The sequence below is a fragment of the Marinimicrobium sp. C6131 genome, from assembly GCF_026153455.1.
In the GTDB taxonomy this organism is placed as follows: Bacteria; Pseudomonadota; Gammaproteobacteria; order Pseudomonadales; family Cellvibrionaceae; genus Marinimicrobium.
Window position 1 is genome coordinate 595,038 of sequence record NZ_CP110629.1, and the last position, 17,126, is coordinate 612,163.

The window sequence follows — 17,126 nt, forward strand, 5'->3', positions numbered from 1 at the left end:
TGAACTTGTCCCAATGAGTAATATTCTGATTCTGGATATTGGTAAAACAAACATTAAAGTGCATGTTCTTGATGAGCATCTCGAGAGCCGGTTCGAGAAAACCAGGCGCAATGCTGTGGTAGAGAATCCGCTTTATCCTCACTTCGACGTGGATGCCATATGGGACTGGTTTTGCGAGACGGTTCGCGAGGTGGCGAAGGCCTTTTCCATCACCGCGATCAGTGTCACCACCCACGGCGCTACGGCAGCCCTCGTTGATCGGCACAGCTCCGGTAATGGGCTGGTGCTTCCGGTTCTGGACTATGAATACGGGGGCCCGGATGAGATGACGTCGGACTATGCCTGCGTTCGACCGGATTTCTCTGAAACCCGCTCTCCCGATCTGTCGGCGGGCCTGAACCTGGGGCGGCAATTGTACTGGTTGCGTCAACGGTATCCGGAGGCCTTTGGAAAAGCCACCGATGTTCTGTTGTATCCCCAGTACTGGGTTTGGCGGATGACTGGCAAGCGCTGCTCCGAAAGGACCTCTCTGGGGTGTCACACCGATTTATGGTCCCCCGAGCGAAATGACTATTCATCGCTGGTTGACCGGATGGGGTGGCGAGCGCTGTTCCCCGAGCTGAAAGCCGCCGACAGTCTGGTGGGGCCGGTCTGTTCCGATTTCATCGCCCGAACCGGTTTGCCCGCTTCCTGTCAGGTTGCGGTGGGCATCCATGACAGCAACGCCAGTTACCTGCGGTATCTGCTTCATAATGATGGCCAGCCGTTCTCCGTGATTTCTACCGGAACCTGGGCAATTACCATGACCCACGGTGGGGCCAACGCCGAACTCGACGAAGCCCGGGACATGTTGATGAATGTCGATTACCGGGGGACTCCGGTGCCCTGCGCCCGCTTTATGGGCGGGCGGGAATACGAAGCCATCTGCTACCGCTTGGGGTCCTATCCGGAGGAGCCCTTCAGTGTTGAGGATATCGAAACCGTCCTGGCGGACGCCGTCTACGCGCTGCCTCAGTTCTGTGATACCTCGGGCCCGTTTTCCGGAACGCCGGGGCGAATCGAGGGAAGTACCGATCGAATAAACGGAGCCGCTCTGGCGTCGGTGTACAGTGCATTGATGCTGGATCTTGAACTCGATCTTCTCAAGGCTCGGGGCGCGGTGTTTGTTGAGGGGGCCTTCCTGAAGAACAGCCTACTGTGCCGCCTGCTTGCGACACTGCGCGGTGACAACCCGGTGTATCTGTCGAATGACTCGACGGGAACCGTCAAGGGCGCCGCGTCTCTGGCGCTCTCCAACCCGGACAGCCCTGAACATCGAGTTCTTTGTGAGTCATTGTCGATCGACGGCCTGGAACACTACAAGGCGCAATGGCGGAACTATTGTCAGGCGATGACATTGGAATCTTCGGCTGCATCACTCTGAGAAAAATCACATTGTTTCTATAGTCAATCAACCCTATCGATCAAATGCAGGTTCAATCATGAAAATAATGTTGCATAACACCAAGCGTTCATACCGCCGGATCCCGTTGGGGCTGCTGTTGCTCGCCACCCTGCCCGGGTGTGGTACCGCGTTGAATGACAGCGCTCCATCCGTGACGAAGGGTTCGAATCAGAAAGTAATAACGCTGGCCGACGTAAAACCCGGACGCCAGGACGGTCGGTTTCTTGAGCAGTTGAATCGTGGATTGGTGGCGGTACCCTCTGATAAGGGTGTGCTTGTCTCCTGGAGGCAGTTGTATCAGGACCCTGACGGTCTGTCATTTTCGGTGTATCGGAACGGTGAATTGATTTCGGAACAACCCATTACCGGGCGTTCCAACTTTCTGGACCCGGAAGGAAAAGCCGGTGACGAGTATCAACTGAAAGCCGGTGGACGGGTCCTTGATGTGGCGACCACCTGGAGCGCCCCTTATCTTGAAATTCCGTTGGATGTGCCGGAAGACGGTGTGACGCCCGATGGTGATCACTATCACTACACCGCCAATGACGCCAGCGTCGGCGACCTGGATGGCGATGGTCAGTATGAAATCATTCTCAAGTGGGATCCCTCAAACGCAAAAGATAACTCCCAGGGCGGCTATACGGGTAACGCCCTGATTGATGCCTATACCCTTGAAGGCGAACGACTCTGGCGTATCGATATGGGCCGAAATATCCGCGCCGGCGCCCATTACACCCAGTTCATGGTGTATGACTTTGATGGCGATGGCCGTGCGGAGATCGCCATGAAAACCGCCGATGGAACCCTGGATGGTGAAGGCAATGTGATCGGATCAGCGGGCGCCGACTGGGTCTCCCACGGCGGGAACCCGGAGGTGAGAGATCGCACGGGATCAACGGTCACCGAAGACGGGCGCTATCTGGGTGAACTCAAAGGACGAATTCTCAAAGGCCCTGAGTACTTTTCCGTATTCGATGGCGAAACCGGTCGGGTTCTGGATACCAAACCCTATATTCCCCAGCGGGCGCCGGGCAACGATAACCCGACGATGGATGAGATGAAATCTCTGTGGGGGGATGGTTATGGCAACCGGTCCGAGCGCTATCTTGCCGGCGTTGCCTTTCTAGACGGCGAGATGCCCAGTATCGTCATGGCCCGTGGCTACTATGAGCGCACCGTCATTGCCGCTTACGATTTCCGGGATGGCGAGATTTCTACCCGGTGGACGTTCGATACGCTGTCCGAGGAGATACCGGATGAGTACGCCGGCCAGGGGAATCACCAGTTGTCCATAGCAGATATCGACGGAGATTTTAAAGATGAGATCGTCTACGGTGCCATGGCCGTCGATCACGAGGGTTCTCCGAAATGGAGCACTGGGTTTGGTCATGGCGACGCACTGCACGTTTCTGATCTGGACCCCAACAACCCGGGCCTTGAAGTATTTGGTGTTTATGAAGACATTCGCGGAAACGGCGGCATCGGGTCGGCTCTGATCGATGCCGAGAGCGGCCGGGTTCTCTGGACGAAAAGCGCCCGGAAAGACAATGGCCGAGGGCTGGCCGCCAATATCGATCCGCGTTTCCCCGGGGCGGAAGTCTGGGCGCTGAATGCGCCGGACTTGTTTGATATCAAAGGTGAACCCACCGGTGCGAATCGTCCGGGCCCCGTGAATTTTGCCGTCTGGTGGGATGGTGATCTGCAGCGTGAACTGCTCAATCACAACACCGTCTACAAGTGGAATTGGGAGTCCGAAGAAGTCGACACCCTGATGGTGGCCAGCGGCATGACATCCAACAATGGTACCAAGGCTACGCCGACGTTATCGGGAGATATTCTGGGAGACTGGCGGGAAGAGATCATATTGCGCTCGGAGGATAACCGGTTTCTCCGGATCTATTCCACGAACATTCCCAGTGAACACGGATTTGTCACGTTGATGCATGACCTGCAATACCGGCTCGCCATTGCCTGGCAGAATACTTCGTATAATCAGCCTCCCCACCCCAGTTTCTATATTGGAAGCGATAGAGAGTGATGGTCGTCCCGGGGAATCTTAGGATAGTCGGTGCCGCAATGCTGGTCGCGGCCGCATTGGGTGCCTGCAGTATGCATTCGCCCGAGGACGACTGGCCGGGGCCGCAGGCCGCGGGAGTCGATCAGATCCCGCTGGGGCCTGAGGCCTTCTCTGGAAGCTCGGTCAATGTGGTGGCCGGAACCCGCCAGATGCTTTTTACTCACGGCGGGCACCAGTACGCCGGATACTATGGCCCCGAAGGCCGGGTGATCCTGGCCAAGCGCACATTGGACTCGTCGCAATGGCAAAGGACACCGACCCCGTTTTTCGCCAATACGCGGGATGCGCACAACTCCATCAGTCTGATCGTGGACGGAAAAGGTTATCTGCATCTGGCGTGGGGGCATCACGATTCACCGTTGAGTTACAGCGTTTCTGATGCCCCTGGTAGCCTGGACATGACGGAGCCAGCCGAGATGGTCGGCTCTGATGAGGATAAGGTCACCTATCCGCAATTCTTCCGGCTCAGCAACGGCAACCTGTTGTTTGTTTACCGGGATGGCGCTTCGGGCAGAGGCAAGGTGGTTCTGAATCACTACGATGTACAGCGCCAACGCTGGACCCGCAGACAGGATAACCTCATCGACGGAGAAGGGGAGCGAAGCGCTTACTGGGATATGGTGGTTGGCCCCGACGATACGCTGCATCTGGCGTGGGTCTGGCGGGAGTCGCCCGACGTCGCCACCAATCACGATCTGCTCTATGCGGAATCAGTGGATGGCGGGGTTACCTGGCAACGTCGCGACGGTACGCCGTACAGGCTCCCGATTACCCAGCGTACCGCAGAGGTCGCTCACGCCATCGAGCAGAACAGCAACCTGATGAATCCTCCCGCCCTTGCGGTTTCGGCAAACGGCACTCCTTTTGTGACCTCCTACTGGTCTGAAAACCCTGGCGACAATCCGGGGTTCAACATTGTGTACCCTTCGTCAGAGGGCTGGGATTTTATTGCCGGACCCAAGGCGGCGAAGCCGTTCACTTTGGCGGGGGGCGGTACCAAGAAGCCGCCAATCTCCCGGGCGGCGCTGCTGGTGGAGGAGAACGCGGAGCGAATTCACCTCGTGTATCGCAGTGACCATCACGGTGGACGTGTTGTAGGAGCGTCTTTGCCGACCCTCTCCGGGGCTGAATGGCGTTACCGATATCTGACTGATGACTCGGTTGGCGCCTGGGAGCCCTCCATTGATCCGGGGCAATGGTCCGGAAATCAGCAAGCTCATATGTTGTTACAGCGAGTGGCGCAGATTGATGGCGATGACACCGTTGGAAAACAGCAGGAAGCAACCACTATTCATGTGTTGAAGTGGCGCCCTCGCTGAGAATTGACGCGCGGGAGTCCTTTCCCGCGACGTCAGTACAGTCTGCGATCTTTAATGATTTATAACGATTGATTGTGATTTAAAATGATTGACGGGTTGACTGAAAACACCTACCATAGTGTGGAAGTCGGGATTCAGGTTGCTCCGCTGATAGCGCACCCGGTGTCGCACAGAGAGCGCTCTCTCACCCGGTCCTTCGAGTCTGCTTGGTTGGCATCACTCAGGTCCGGTGTTCTCCTGTCTACTGGTTTACCAGCGCCGACTACCACCGAGCAATCACGACTTCTGATCTCCTCCTCGGCTTGCTGCTGATTATCCAATCAGCAGCTTTTTTTTGCCTGCCGTTCTCTCCTGAATTGAGCACAAAAAAAGGCACCCAAAGGGTGCCTTCAAGGGGTGTTGCTTGAGGAGAGCACTTACATCCGGTAGGTGAAACCAGCGGAGAACATACGGCCAGACCACTGCAGGTCGTTGGTCCGTCCGACACCGGAGGTTTCCAGTTTCACCTCTTTGCCCAGGTTCCGCGCATCAACGTAGAACTTGAGGTTGTCATCATAGGTATAGGTGATCTTTCCGTCGATATAACCACTGGCATCTACGAACACCGGGAGACCATCAAACACACGCGCGTAGTACTCATCACGATAGTTGTAGGCCAGTTTTAGACTCCAGGTATCGTCCTCATAGAACGCCTCAAGGTTATAGGAGTTCTCTGACTGACCACGCAGTGGCATCTGTTCGCCGGTCAGCGGGTTGAAGTCATCGACATTGTCGGCGGTAATGTAGGTGTAGTTGGCTTTGGCACCGGTATTGTTGAAGGGCTCAGGCAAGAAGTCGAAAAAGGTCGAGGCCTGGAGTTCAAAGCCCTTGGTGGTAATACCTTCTTTGTTCACCTGCTGACGAACATCCCACAGAGTGCCATCGTTGAAGAAGTCGACATCCTGCTGTGTTTCAGCGCCAAAGATATAGCTTGTAATGTCTTTGACGAAGTAAGCACCAGACAGGATAGAGCTGTCATTCGGGTACCAGGTCAGCGCAAGCTCACCCTGAGTCGCGCGGTAGGGGTCCAGATCCGGGTTACCCGCGGTACAGGTGTTCGGGGTCATCTGATCCCGTGCCAGCGGATAATCGCGCAGAGTACAGTCGGCGTTGATGTTCAGGTCGTTGATCTGTGGACGCGCCATCACTTTCGCCACGCCCAGATAGGCTTCCAACCCTTCGATCATTTCCAGGGTCAGGTTCAGGCTGGGCAGAACATCCACGAAGTCTTCCTCAACGGTCCGACGACCTTCGAAAGCGCGCGGATCATCGGGGTCTTCGACACCCGCCAGGTCTTCACCGTTTGGCCCGTAAATCGGGTTGCCATCTTCGTCGGTCTGCTCCACGAGCACCCGAATGCGGGAGAAGCCTTCGGAGGCGGTTTCGGTGCGAGCGACCCGAACACCAAAGTTACCGCGCAGTACCATGCTACCGACATCGGTCTCGAAATCGGCCTGTACGTAGGCGGACTGGGTCTGGACATTGATGTCGTAACGGCTGTCGATGGGTTGCAGGTTGCCGCGCGCCGCTTCAGCGGAGCTGAAACCACTGCGCTCGAGCAGAGCGGCCAGGTACGGCTCGGTATCAACGGCCATGTAACTCTCGATGATATCCACGCCCGGGTTGTAATCCCGGAAGAACTTGTCGGTCGCAAAACGGTTTTCAACCAGTACCGCCTCGTGATCGTCCTGGGTCCAGATGCGGGTTTCACCATCGACGGTATAGGGGTTGCCTACGGTCTGCATCAGGTTGTAGCCCCAGGCGTTGTTGGCGAAGTCCTGGTCGGTGGCAATAAAGCCTGTACGGTAAGCGGTGAAGAAGCTTTGCTCAGGGCTGTAAGTTACGTCAAACTTGGCAATGTTCTCGGACGCTTCACTCTGCGAGGGCGCGTATTTGAAGCGGTCCAAAGACGTGTACTGAGTGCCGTCATTGTAGTTGAAGGTATTGAAGGTATCTTCAACGTCGTCCTGATTGATGATGTAGGCGTCGGTAAAGTCAATTTCCGGAAGGTCATTGACCTGGGTGACGACAATGCCCCCCACGTTGTTCTGGGCGGTCTGGGTATCCCGGGAATCAATATCCTCAAACGTGGTGGATCGTGCGATATAGCCATCGATCACCAGATTGTCGTTGACATAGTCGAAACCGGCACGCATCACCTTGCGTTCCTGGTTCCAGTCAAAGTTCAGGGTCCGGTTTCTGACGGTGGCACCAATAGGAGTGCCCGCGGCGTTCACACCGTTGGTTACGAACTGGGTAACGTTCTTGTTGGCATCGACCACGGCGCTGTCGATATCAAAGGCCGAACCGACCTCCACTTGGAAGTTGCGGTCGGTCGCCAGTTTTTCACGCTCACCGTCGGTGTAGGAGAGGTCGAAAGACAGGTTGTCGGTAACGGCGTACTGTACTTCGACGTTGGCCGACAGGCGGTTTTCTTCACGGCCCCAGATACTGTAGCGGGGAGTGCTCGGGCTGTATTCATGCCACTGCTCCAGACAGGCTGTTTCGCTTGCCGAGTCGAGCCCCGCATCCATACACTCCTGTTGGGTGGAGTAGTCTGCATAAAGCTGGTCGACTGAGGTCTTACTGGCAACTCCGTCAACATCGTGATACTTCTGCCAGTTGGTATTACGCAGGCCGTGCAGCATCGTATGCACATCGGAGCCGGTAATATTCACCAGGAAGCCCAGGCGGTCGGATGCTTTGTAAACACCGGTCAGGTTGTACTTGGGCATCACCTCATCAATCATGGTGTTGTACTGGGCTTCCCCGTTGATTGACAGGAAATTTTCCTCAAACTCGTTGGGCTTGCGGGTATTGACCTGAATGGTACCACCCACGCCACCTTCGGTGAGTCGGGCTTCGGATCCTTTATAGACATCAATCGACTTGACCAGCTCAGAGGCCATGTCCCGGAAGTCCACACTGCGGCTGCCGCCCATACCCATGGCGGTCACGCCATTCAGTTCAACGCGTACGAGCCCTGATTCGACGCCCCGGACACTGACTGAACTGCCTTCGCCCATATCGCGTTCGAGCTGAATGCCGGAAATCCGCTGCAGTGCCTCACCGATATTCTTATCGGGGAATTCACTGATGTCTTCGGCCACCAGAGAGTCCATCATGGTACCGGCTTCCCGCTTCCGGTCCAGGGCGCTGGTGTAGCTCTGACGGATGCCGGTGACCAATACCTCTTCAAACATCGCATTCTCGGAGGAGGCGTTATCATCCTGAGATTGATTCTGCTGCTCTTCGTCCTGTTGGTCCTGAGCGTAGGCGCTGGTCGCCATAAAGGTGCTGCAGGCGGCGCCCGCCAATACGATAGAGGCAATGCGACTGGCCAGTGAGTTCTTTCTAAAGAGTGGTGTTGTCTTGGTGCAATCAAGCTTTTCAGACTGATTGTAGTTATTCATTATTAAATCCCGCCTTAAATGTTAGTAAGTGGAAATTTTATGTAATGGTTACTTTGCTAACAGTGCCCATAGTATAACCAAAAAAAATCAAATTCAACAAAATATAGCCACGATAATAACGAGTTACAGTCACTAGCGGTCATATCAATCTCTTATTGATTTAAGAAACAATATTTATATTTCATTAATGAATATGCAGGGTTTGAATCCGAATCCTGATCAAGGGGCCCAAAGGGGGGATACGCATAGGCGGGGTCGGCGGGAGATGGCGCCAGCGCAGGCGCTGCAGCGACGGCTTCGGCCTGGAGACCGGCCATGATGCCAGCCAGGATAGGGATATTTTGCGGATGATATGGTCGATAATACCTTTTGAGGTGTGAGTTGTGCCCTCCAGTGTTGAGGCCGGCCGCCTTTCCGGAAAGCAAGGGCGGTTGCTGCACTTGGCGGTTTGAAAACTATTGGCAAACAACGACGAAAAGCACTAGAATCGTGATTGAAGCTGATGTAATATGATCATTGATGGTTTTTTGTTAGCAGTTACATAATGATAAATGACTAATTCCGTTGGTCTTTTCACCCTAAATAAGAATTCAGTTTCATCGCCATGTAGTTTTAACCGCTAATTCTACATCTCTTTCGTAAGATCACTTTCGGAGATTGCATAATGAGAAAAGACGGAAGTTACTCCAAAGGCAAAATACGGGCGCTGGCGGTACCGCTGGTGCCGGTGTTGTTATCCACGATGCTGGTGGCCTGTGATGATGAGTACACACCGGCCGAACCTTTCAACGCCCCACCACTGACCGACGCTGAGCGCGACACCAGCGGCAGCTCCAATGTTGAGTACCTTGATCGCGGGCTGGTGGTTATGCCTGGCGAAGAGGAGGGGAATGTCCTCAGTTGGCGCTGGTCCGGTCTGGATGAACAGCGAATTATTTTCGCGGTTTATAAGAACGATGAGTTCTTCCGAACCGTGCGCCCGGGAGAGCCTACCTTCCTGGAAGATCCCAACGGGATGCCGGGTGATACCTATCAGATCGAGGCCCTGGTCGACGATGAACAGAAAGATGTCTCGGCGGTCGTTGCGGCTCCGGAGACACCTTATCTGAGTATCCCCCTGAACAAACCGGCCAACGGCTTTGTGGACGGGGCGGAGTACAGTTACTCCGCGAATGATGCCTCCGCCGCCGACCTGACCGGCGATGGCCAGTACGAGCTGATCGTCAAATGGGAGCCTGACAATGCCAAAGATAATGCGCAGTCGGGCAAAACCGGTGATGTGCTCATTGATGCCTATACGATGGAAGGCGACTTCCTCTGGCGCATCAACCTGGGACCGAATATTCGTGCCGGCGCTCACTATACCCAGTTTATTGCCTATGACTTCAATCAGGACGGTCGCGCCGAAGTGGCGATGAAGACTGCCGATGGCACCGTCGACGGTCGCGGCACAGTGATTGGCGACGCAGAAGCCGTCTATCGCAACGATGGTGGCTATATTCTGGACGGCCCCGAGTACCTGACCATGTTCGATGGCATTTCCGGTGAAGCGGTCAGTACCGTAGACTACATCCCGCCTCGAGGCGAGGATATCAATGCGATCTGGGGGGACGACTATGGCAACCGGGTCGACCGTTTCCTGGCGGGCGTTGCGTATCTGGATGGTCAGACACCCAGTCTGGTGATGACGCGGGGCTATTACACGCGCGCGGTAGTGGCTACCTTCAACTTTGACGGAAGCAACCTGACTCAAAACTGGGTCTATGATTCGGCCGAGGATGAGTCGGGGCCAAGTCTGGCGGGGCAGGGGGCTCACAGTCTGAGTGTGGCCGATGTCGACAGCGACGGCAAAGACGAAATCATTTTCGGGGCGGCGACCCTGGATGACAATGGTACTCCGCTGTACAGCACCGGACTCGGGCACGGCGATGCGCTGCACGTCACGGATATTATTCCGGACAACCCCGGTCTCGAAATCTTCATGGTTCACGAAAGCTCCGGCGCCTACATTACCGAAGATGGTAATTTTGGTGTGGAAGTTCATGACGCCGAAACCGGTGAAATTCTCATCTCTCAGCCAAGCAACGGTGAAGGCGATGACGTGGGTCGCGGCGTAACCGGGGATATCGATCCGAACTATCCCGGCCTGGAAAGCTGGGGCTCTCGCGGTGGTCTGATGGCCGCTGATGGTACGGTCATTTCCGAGAACAAGCCGGCCATGAACTTTATGGTCTGGTGGGATGGCGATCTTAACCGTGAGATGCTGGACGGTACCGAAATCACCAAGTGGAACCCCGAATCCATGCTGGTGGAAGAGCCCCTGCTGAATGCGGGTACTTTCGCCAATGGTCTGGCGGTATCCAACAATGGTACCAAGGCGACGCCCGCTCTGTCCGCCGACCTGCTGGGTGACTGGCGCGAAGAAGTGGTGTTGGCCAATGAGGCCAGCACCCGATTGATGGTCTACTCAAGCAATATTCCCACGGATGTTCGTTTGCCCACCCTGATGCATGATCGTCAGTATCGCACCGCCATTGCGTGGCAGAACGTTGGTTACAATCAGCCTCCGCACCCCAGCTTTTATATGGGTTCGGATATGAAGCTGTACGATCATATCGTCAAGGAACTGCCTCAGTTCAAAACCCAGGCGGTCCCGGCCGAACCGGTCAGTGCCGCTGTCGTCCAGGGCAATAATGACAATGTTCTGGTCAAGGTGATTCCCGGTGATGCGGAGCTCGACTCCTTTGAAGTGTTCCGGAGTGAGTCCGATGCACGCGATTCCGCGACCAGTGTGGGTGTGGCCGAAGGTGGTGAGACATCGTTCATTGACGATTCCGCACGCCCGGATACAACCTACTATTACTGGGTCGAAGCCACCAATCTGAACGGCAATGCAATCTCGGGCATTGATGGTCCGTACCAGACACGACTGACATCCACGCAGATTCCCCGTGTCGAGGCGGCCAGCTCCAACAATTACGTCGATCTGACTTGGGTAACTGACCTGGAGTTGAGCGATATTTACATCTATCGCGCCGAGACCGACGATGTCGAGAACGTGCCTGAAAAACCGTCCACGGCTTATGCGGAGGTCAACCCGAACGCGAAAACCTGGACCGATGGCGACACTGAAGAGGGTAGAAAGTACTACTACTGGCTTGAGTTGAGCACGGTTGAAGGCGATACCATCGTCGCGGCGCCGGCGTTCGGTGAAAACCTGGTGGTTCCTGCCACCAACCTGAACGCCACTTACGCTGATGGTGTAATGACTGTCTGTTGGGACCTGGAGAATGTCGAGCCGGGCGCGACCTACAATGAGTTGTACCGCAACGACGTCAATGATGCCCCAGGTCGTACCCGGGTCTATCCGATCAGTGATTCAGCTGTGATCTATGAAGGTTGCTTCGAGGATGCAGGTCCTGAAGGAGGCTTCGTCGAAGGTCAAGGCTACTGGTATATGTTCAAGCAGGTGGCGGGTAATGAAATTGTCGGCCCCTTCGGGTTTGGACTGGAGTCCAACGTTACCAACTTCTCGGCTGAGCTGGATCCGGTATTGGGTACCATCAATCTGAGCTGGAAGCTGTGGAACTTTGGGCAGGACATCGTCAATGTTGACCTGTACCGGAATACCAGCGACTCCCTTACCGGAAAAACCCTGGTGCGTGAAGATGTGAGAGCGCTGGATGGTCGTCTGCGCGATACCGGTGGCGACAATGGGTTTACCCAGAATGAAACCTACTGGTACTCCTTCGAGGTAACGCTGCAAGACGGCACTGTCGTCAATACCGATCCGGAAGGTGAGGTCTTGTTTGAGTTGCCTGAGCCGGAAACCAATATCCTCACGCGCCTGGAAGATGGTGGTATTCGCATCGACTGGAACCTGGAAAACTTCCAGGGCGAGATCAGTCAGATCGAAATACTGCGCAATACTGAAGCGTCCGCTGAAGGTGCGACCGTGGTGGTGTCCGAAGGTCTGGAACTGCGCGGTGTGTACGCCGAGTACGAGGGGCTGGTGGAGCTGCAGTCCTATTGGTACTTCATGCGGGTCACCATGGCCAATGGCGACGTCATTGTCGGTGAGCCTTCCATGGAACTGGTGTATGAGGAGAACCCGAGCACGACCAGTCTGACCATCAACGAGAATGAAGATGGTTACTGCGAGATGTCCAATGGTCTGATCGAGAGCAACTGGGCCGGCTATGAAGGCGATGGTTTCTCCAATACCGATAACGCCGAAGGTGAGTACATCACCTACAAGGTCAACATCCGCGATGCGGGCACTTATCGGCTGCTGGTTCGTTACGCCAACGGTGCGGGGGACAACCGCTTCGCCCGTGTGGATATCAACAGCCAGATTGGCGTGGCCCAGATTGATATGGAAGGCACCGGTGCCTGGGATACCTGGATGGAGTCCAGTGTGGATGTGGAACTTGAGTCAGGCGAGACTGACATTACCCTGTACGCCGGCTCCGGCGGTGGCCTGGGCAATGTCGACTACCTGTACATCAATGCTCTCACCACGGAAAATGCTCCGCAAGCGATTGCCTGTACGCCGTAATCGTGGGGCTCTGGGGCGTTCCCGCCCCAGTTCGTTACCATGAAAAAGGGCCAGACTGATGTCTGGCCCTTTTTCATTCTGTATGCGTTTCTGTTCAGACGGATCAATGAGCCGTGTGGCTTCAGAGGGTTGCCAGAAGCTGAGCTTCCTGTGCGGATAAGCCCACATAGGTGTCGATAGCCTCGGCGCAGCGCATGACCTCGATCGCATTCTGGTAGGCCTCGGCGGCCAGCCGGGAGTCACTGTCGCTTTGGCCCCATGCAATCATTCCGATACCGGGTATCAGGCAGACCGCAGGCGCTTCGCTTTGTGCGTTGTATTTGTAGTGATCGCTGCGCGTCTTCCGGTAGCGCGCGACCCCGTGTTCAAGGCGCTGCTTGAGCGTTTCCAGGGTGTCGCCGTCAGGGTTCCAGGGAATGAACAGCGGTTTCAGTTTGGTGTGCCTGAGGTGATGCAGGCAGGCCACGCCTTTGTCCGCCAGGCGGGCTGCATCGACTGAATTGACGAAACGCAACACCTCTGGCCCTGATTCCACGGTTCCGATCACCGGGTTCCCATCGGATATCAGGTCGGTCAGAAGCGGCAGAATTCGCTCCAGGACATTCTGTCGTGCCGATTCGCTCAGGTCGCGATGGCGCGGGCCTCCGAAGGTCTTATCGCCCTTGTCCCGTGTGGCGATATAGCGGGACGCCGCTTCAATGATGTCCAACGTCTGTCGGTAGCAAAGCCTGTTGTCATCGGACCAGGTGGCGATGCCATTGCCGGCCAGCAGGGCGCCTATCGCGTCGGGGTTGCGGTTCCAGGCGGCCTGCAAGGGGATGCCCTGCTCGAAGCCCGGACGTGCCCGGGGGACCCAGAGCATTGCCTGACCCCAGATGCGTTCCGTCAGGGCTCTGGAGTTTTTACAGGCCCCCACGGCAATCGCTGCACACGGATGAATATGGTTGACGTGGGCGTAGGGCATCAATGCGTGCAGGGGCGTGTCCACTGAAGGGGCAGGAGCGGCCCGGTTGAATGTGGCTGCCTTGAACGGCTCCGACGGAATGGTCTGGAGACGATCCCGTGCGCGGCGCTCTCGTTGGTAGTGGTGCCGTAACGCTATCAGCTTCTCCTGATAAAGCGGAGAAAACTGGCTCCCGCTTGAGGTTTTCAGGTCTGTGCCGGCACTTTTGACCCAGATGACCTCGACGGGTTGACCGCTAAGTGGGTCCTTTTCGATGACTTTCAGTGAGGTGCTGCCGCCCCCGGTCGGAGTGATGCGACGATCCGCCCCGAGTCTGTTTGAGCGGTACACCAGCGCTTCCAGCGGTGACAGCTGATTGGCCTGTGCATCATCCCAGGTGTCATGGATGTGGGTGTAACGATTGTCGCGGTAAGACATGGCTCGAACCCTGAATATGGCATCGTCGTTGGATGAAAAAGGGTAGCGCAGGAATCACAAAAAGTCATTATAAATCAAATATTGTCAATAATCGTCGGTTGTGATAACGTTTCATGGATGAAAGGGTCGCTTCATGCGGCCTGAAAACGATAAAACCAACGCTGATCAACGCTAGAGTGCTCCTGAATGAACCGACGAGAGTTTCTTAAAAGAGGCGGTGTGGCCGCTTCTCTCCCCCTGACCTTGCAGGCCCTGTCCAGCGGTTGTGCCACCTCCGGTTCTTCCTCGGTTCCGACGCGCCAGGCGGGTCGTTTGAGCTGGCTTGAGGGTGACGAACCGGCGGTCAACGCCGGTACCACCTGGGGACAGCCCTGGGCCGTGGGTGAGCTCTCCGTCAACGACGCGCTCCGTCTGAACACAGAAGACGGACGCCGGGTGCCCCTGCAGAGTTGGCCAACCGCATACTGGCCGGATGGCAGCATCAAGTGGACCGCCCACGCCGTGCCGGCGGGCGTCACACTCGGAAAACAGTTCCAGGTGACCAAAGGTCGTAACGCCGCTCCCGAGCGTCCTGTACGTGTGACATCCGGCGCAGGCGCCATTGAGGTCGATACCGGTCGGGTCAAGGTCTCGGTGCCCACCTCGGGGGATTTTCTGATTGGCTCGATGGCTCGCGGTGATGCCTTGGTCGCCCGTAACGCTCGCCTGGTGGGGCTCGTTCAGGATCAGGTGGACCCGAGTGAGTCCGTCTCCCGGGTGGAGGCCTTCCAGTCCCGAACGGATCGGGTCACGGTCGAACAGGAAGGCCCGGTGCGTGCGGTTGTCAAAATCGAGGGCAAGCACAAGGCGGAGTCCGGAAAAGAATGGTTGCCCTTCACGGTCAGACTCTACTTTTACAGTGACGCCGAGTCCCTTCGAATCAGTCATACCTTCATCTATGACCTGGATGACCAGAAAGATTTTATTCGCGGTCTGGGTTTACGCTTTGACGTGCTCCAGCGCGACGAAGTGTATGACCGTCATGTCCGCTTTGTGGGCGAGAATGACGGCCTCTGGGCCGAGTCGCCCAAAGGCATTACCGGGCTTCGTCAGGACCCGGGCAAAGCCGTACGGGAGGCACAGCTTGCCGGGCGCAAAACGCCGCCCTTGAGTGAATGGAACCCGAGGGTCAGTGGCCTGCTGCACTATGTGCCGGTCTGGAATGATTTCACGCTGTCCCAACTGAATGCCAACGGTTTCACCATCAAAAAGCGCACCCAGAGCGGTCATGCCTGGATCAACGCCGATCAGGGCCGCCGTGCCAGCGGTGTGGCGTATGTAGGCGGAGCCTCCGGCGGCGTACTGTTCGGGATGCGGGATTTCTGGCAACTGCACCCGGTTCAGGTGGATATTCGCAACGCCGGTCGCGACGTGGCGGAAGCTACGCTCTGGTTCTGGTCGCCCGAAGCGCCACCCATGGACGTGCGTTTTTACCACGACGGCATGGGGCAGGAGACCTACGAGCAGCAGTTGGATGCGCTTAAAATCACCTACGAAGATTACGAGCCCGGATTTGATACCGCCTACGGTGTGGCGCGGACCACGGACTTTGTCCTGTGTGTGCTGTCCTCGACGCCGTCGCGCACGGAGACCGTGAACTGGGCGAAGGAAATCAGCAAACCCGCGCAGGTGGTTGCCGCCCCTGAGGACTATCTGCAATCCGGTGTCTTTGGTGCCCTCTGGAGCCTGCCGGATCGCTCCACGACCCGGAAAAAACAGATCGAAGACCGCCTGGCCTGGCAGGTTGAGCATTACTGTCGGCAGGTGGATCAGCACCACTGGTACGGTTTCTGGGATTACGGCGATGTGATGCACACTTACGATGTCGACCGCCATGTGTGGCGCTACGACATCGGTGGATACGCCTGGGACAATTCCGAGCTTTCACCGGATTTGTGGCTGTGGTACTCCTTCCTGCGCAGCGGCGATCCCGACACCTTCCGGTTGGCCGAAGCGATGACCCGGCATACCCGGGATGTCGACATCTATCACCTCGGACAATATAGAGGGCTGGGCACTCGACACAACGTCCAGCACTGGGGCTGTAGCGCCAAGCAACTTCGCGTCAGTACCGCCGCCTACCGACGATTCCACTATTTCCTCACCGGGGATGACCGGACGGCGGATGTACTCGATGAAGTGATTGATGCCGGGGAAGCCTTGCGCCGCGTCGATCCCACCAGAAAGCTCCCGAATCGCGAGCCGGTGCCGGGCCCGGATCGATTGCAGGTGGGCACCGACTGGGGTTCGGTCGCGGCCAACTGGCTCACCGCCTGGGAAAGGACCGGTGATGACCAGTACCGGGATCGACTGGTAAGCGCCATGCGCACGATCGGCGGTCATCCCGACGGCTTCTTTGCGGGTACCTATGGCTTTGATGCCGACACGAAAGAACTCCTGGCGCCTCCGGAAGGTGACATTGAAGGTTCACATCTGAGTTCTGTATTCGGGCTGGTGGAAATCAATGCCGAGCTGATTCAACTGCTCGATGTGCCCGAGTACAAGGCGGCCTGGTTGCGCTACTGCCGCCTGTACAATGCCAGTGATGAGCAGAAGGTGGCGGCGGTAGGGCGTGCCTTTGGCACGCATCTGGAAGCACCGCATTCGCGCTTGACCGCCTACGCGGCTGCTCAGGAAGGCGACGCCAGGCTGGCGAAACGCGCCTGGCAGGAATTTCAGTTACCGCAAGAATTTGCTCGCCAGTGGACCGGTGATTTTCAGGCGATTCTGGAGGTGAAACCCCCTCAGGTACTCAACCCGGTGGTGGAAGCGCCCTGGCTATCGACCAATGATGCATCGCAATGGGGACTGGCCGCCATCCAGAACCTGGCGCTGATCGCCGACGAGCTATAATAC

Annotated in this window: 7 protein-coding genes; 5 read left to right on the top strand and 2 right to left on the bottom strand. The window is 56.5% G+C overall.

Annotated elements, in window-relative coordinates:
• The first annotated feature begins 13 nt into the window (after positions 1–13).
• The 3 genes from OOT55_RS02555 to OOT55_RS02565 are packed head-to-tail and all read left to right on the top strand — an operon-like array spanning position 14 to position 4,840.
• Complete coding sequence (locus OOT55_RS02555; protein WP_265367597.1) at positions 14–1,423, top strand: FGGY-family carbohydrate kinase; 1,410 nt, start codon at positions 14–16, stop codon at positions 1,421–1,423.
• A gap of 58 nt (positions 1,424–1,481) precedes the next feature.
• A complete protein-coding gene (locus tag OOT55_RS02560; RefSeq protein ID WP_265367598.1) occupies positions 1,482–3,482 on the top strand; it encodes a rhamnogalacturonan lyase in 2,001 nt (666 codons plus the stop codon).
• Positions 3,483–3,520: 38 nt separating this feature from the next.
• Positions 3,521–4,840 (top strand): BNR repeat-containing protein, encoded by a 1,320-nt coding sequence (locus OOT55_RS02565; protein WP_265367599.1) that lies wholly within the window; start codon positions 3,521–3,523, stop codon positions 4,838–4,840.
• Positions 4,841–5,256: 416 nt separating this feature from the next.
• Here the strand turns inward: OOT55_RS02565 and OOT55_RS02570 are convergent, their stop codons facing one another.
• Positions 5,257–8,292 carry a TonB-dependent receptor gene (locus OOT55_RS02570; RefSeq protein ID WP_265367600.1) on the bottom strand — a complete coding sequence of 1,012 codons (3,036 nt, stop codon included), beginning with the start codon at positions 8,290–8,292 and terminating at the stop codon, positions 5,257–5,259.
• A gap of 664 nt (positions 8,293–8,956) precedes the next feature.
• Here OOT55_RS02570 and OOT55_RS02575 point away from each other — a divergent pair.
• Positions 8,957–12,850 (top strand): carbohydrate-binding protein, encoded by a 3,894-nt coding sequence (locus OOT55_RS02575; protein WP_265367601.1) that lies wholly within the window; start codon positions 8,957–8,959, stop codon positions 12,848–12,850.
• A gap of 121 nt (positions 12,851–12,971) precedes the next feature.
• On the opposite strand, the gene OOT55_RS02580 is transcribed toward OOT55_RS02575, so the two are convergent.
• On the bottom strand, positions 12,972–14,231 hold the full coding sequence (locus tag OOT55_RS02580) for a class II aldolase/adducin family protein (protein ID WP_265367602.1): 1,260 nt from the start codon (positions 14,229–14,231) through the stop codon (positions 12,972–12,974).
• Positions 14,232–14,450: 219 nt separating this feature from the next.
• Between OOT55_RS02580 and OOT55_RS02585 the strand changes: the two genes are divergently transcribed.
• Positions 14,451–17,123 (top strand): Tat pathway signal sequence domain protein, encoded by a 2,673-nt coding sequence (locus OOT55_RS02585; protein ID WP_265367603.1) that lies wholly within the window; start codon positions 14,451–14,453, stop codon positions 17,121–17,123.
• Positions 17,124–17,126 lie beyond the last annotated feature (3 nt).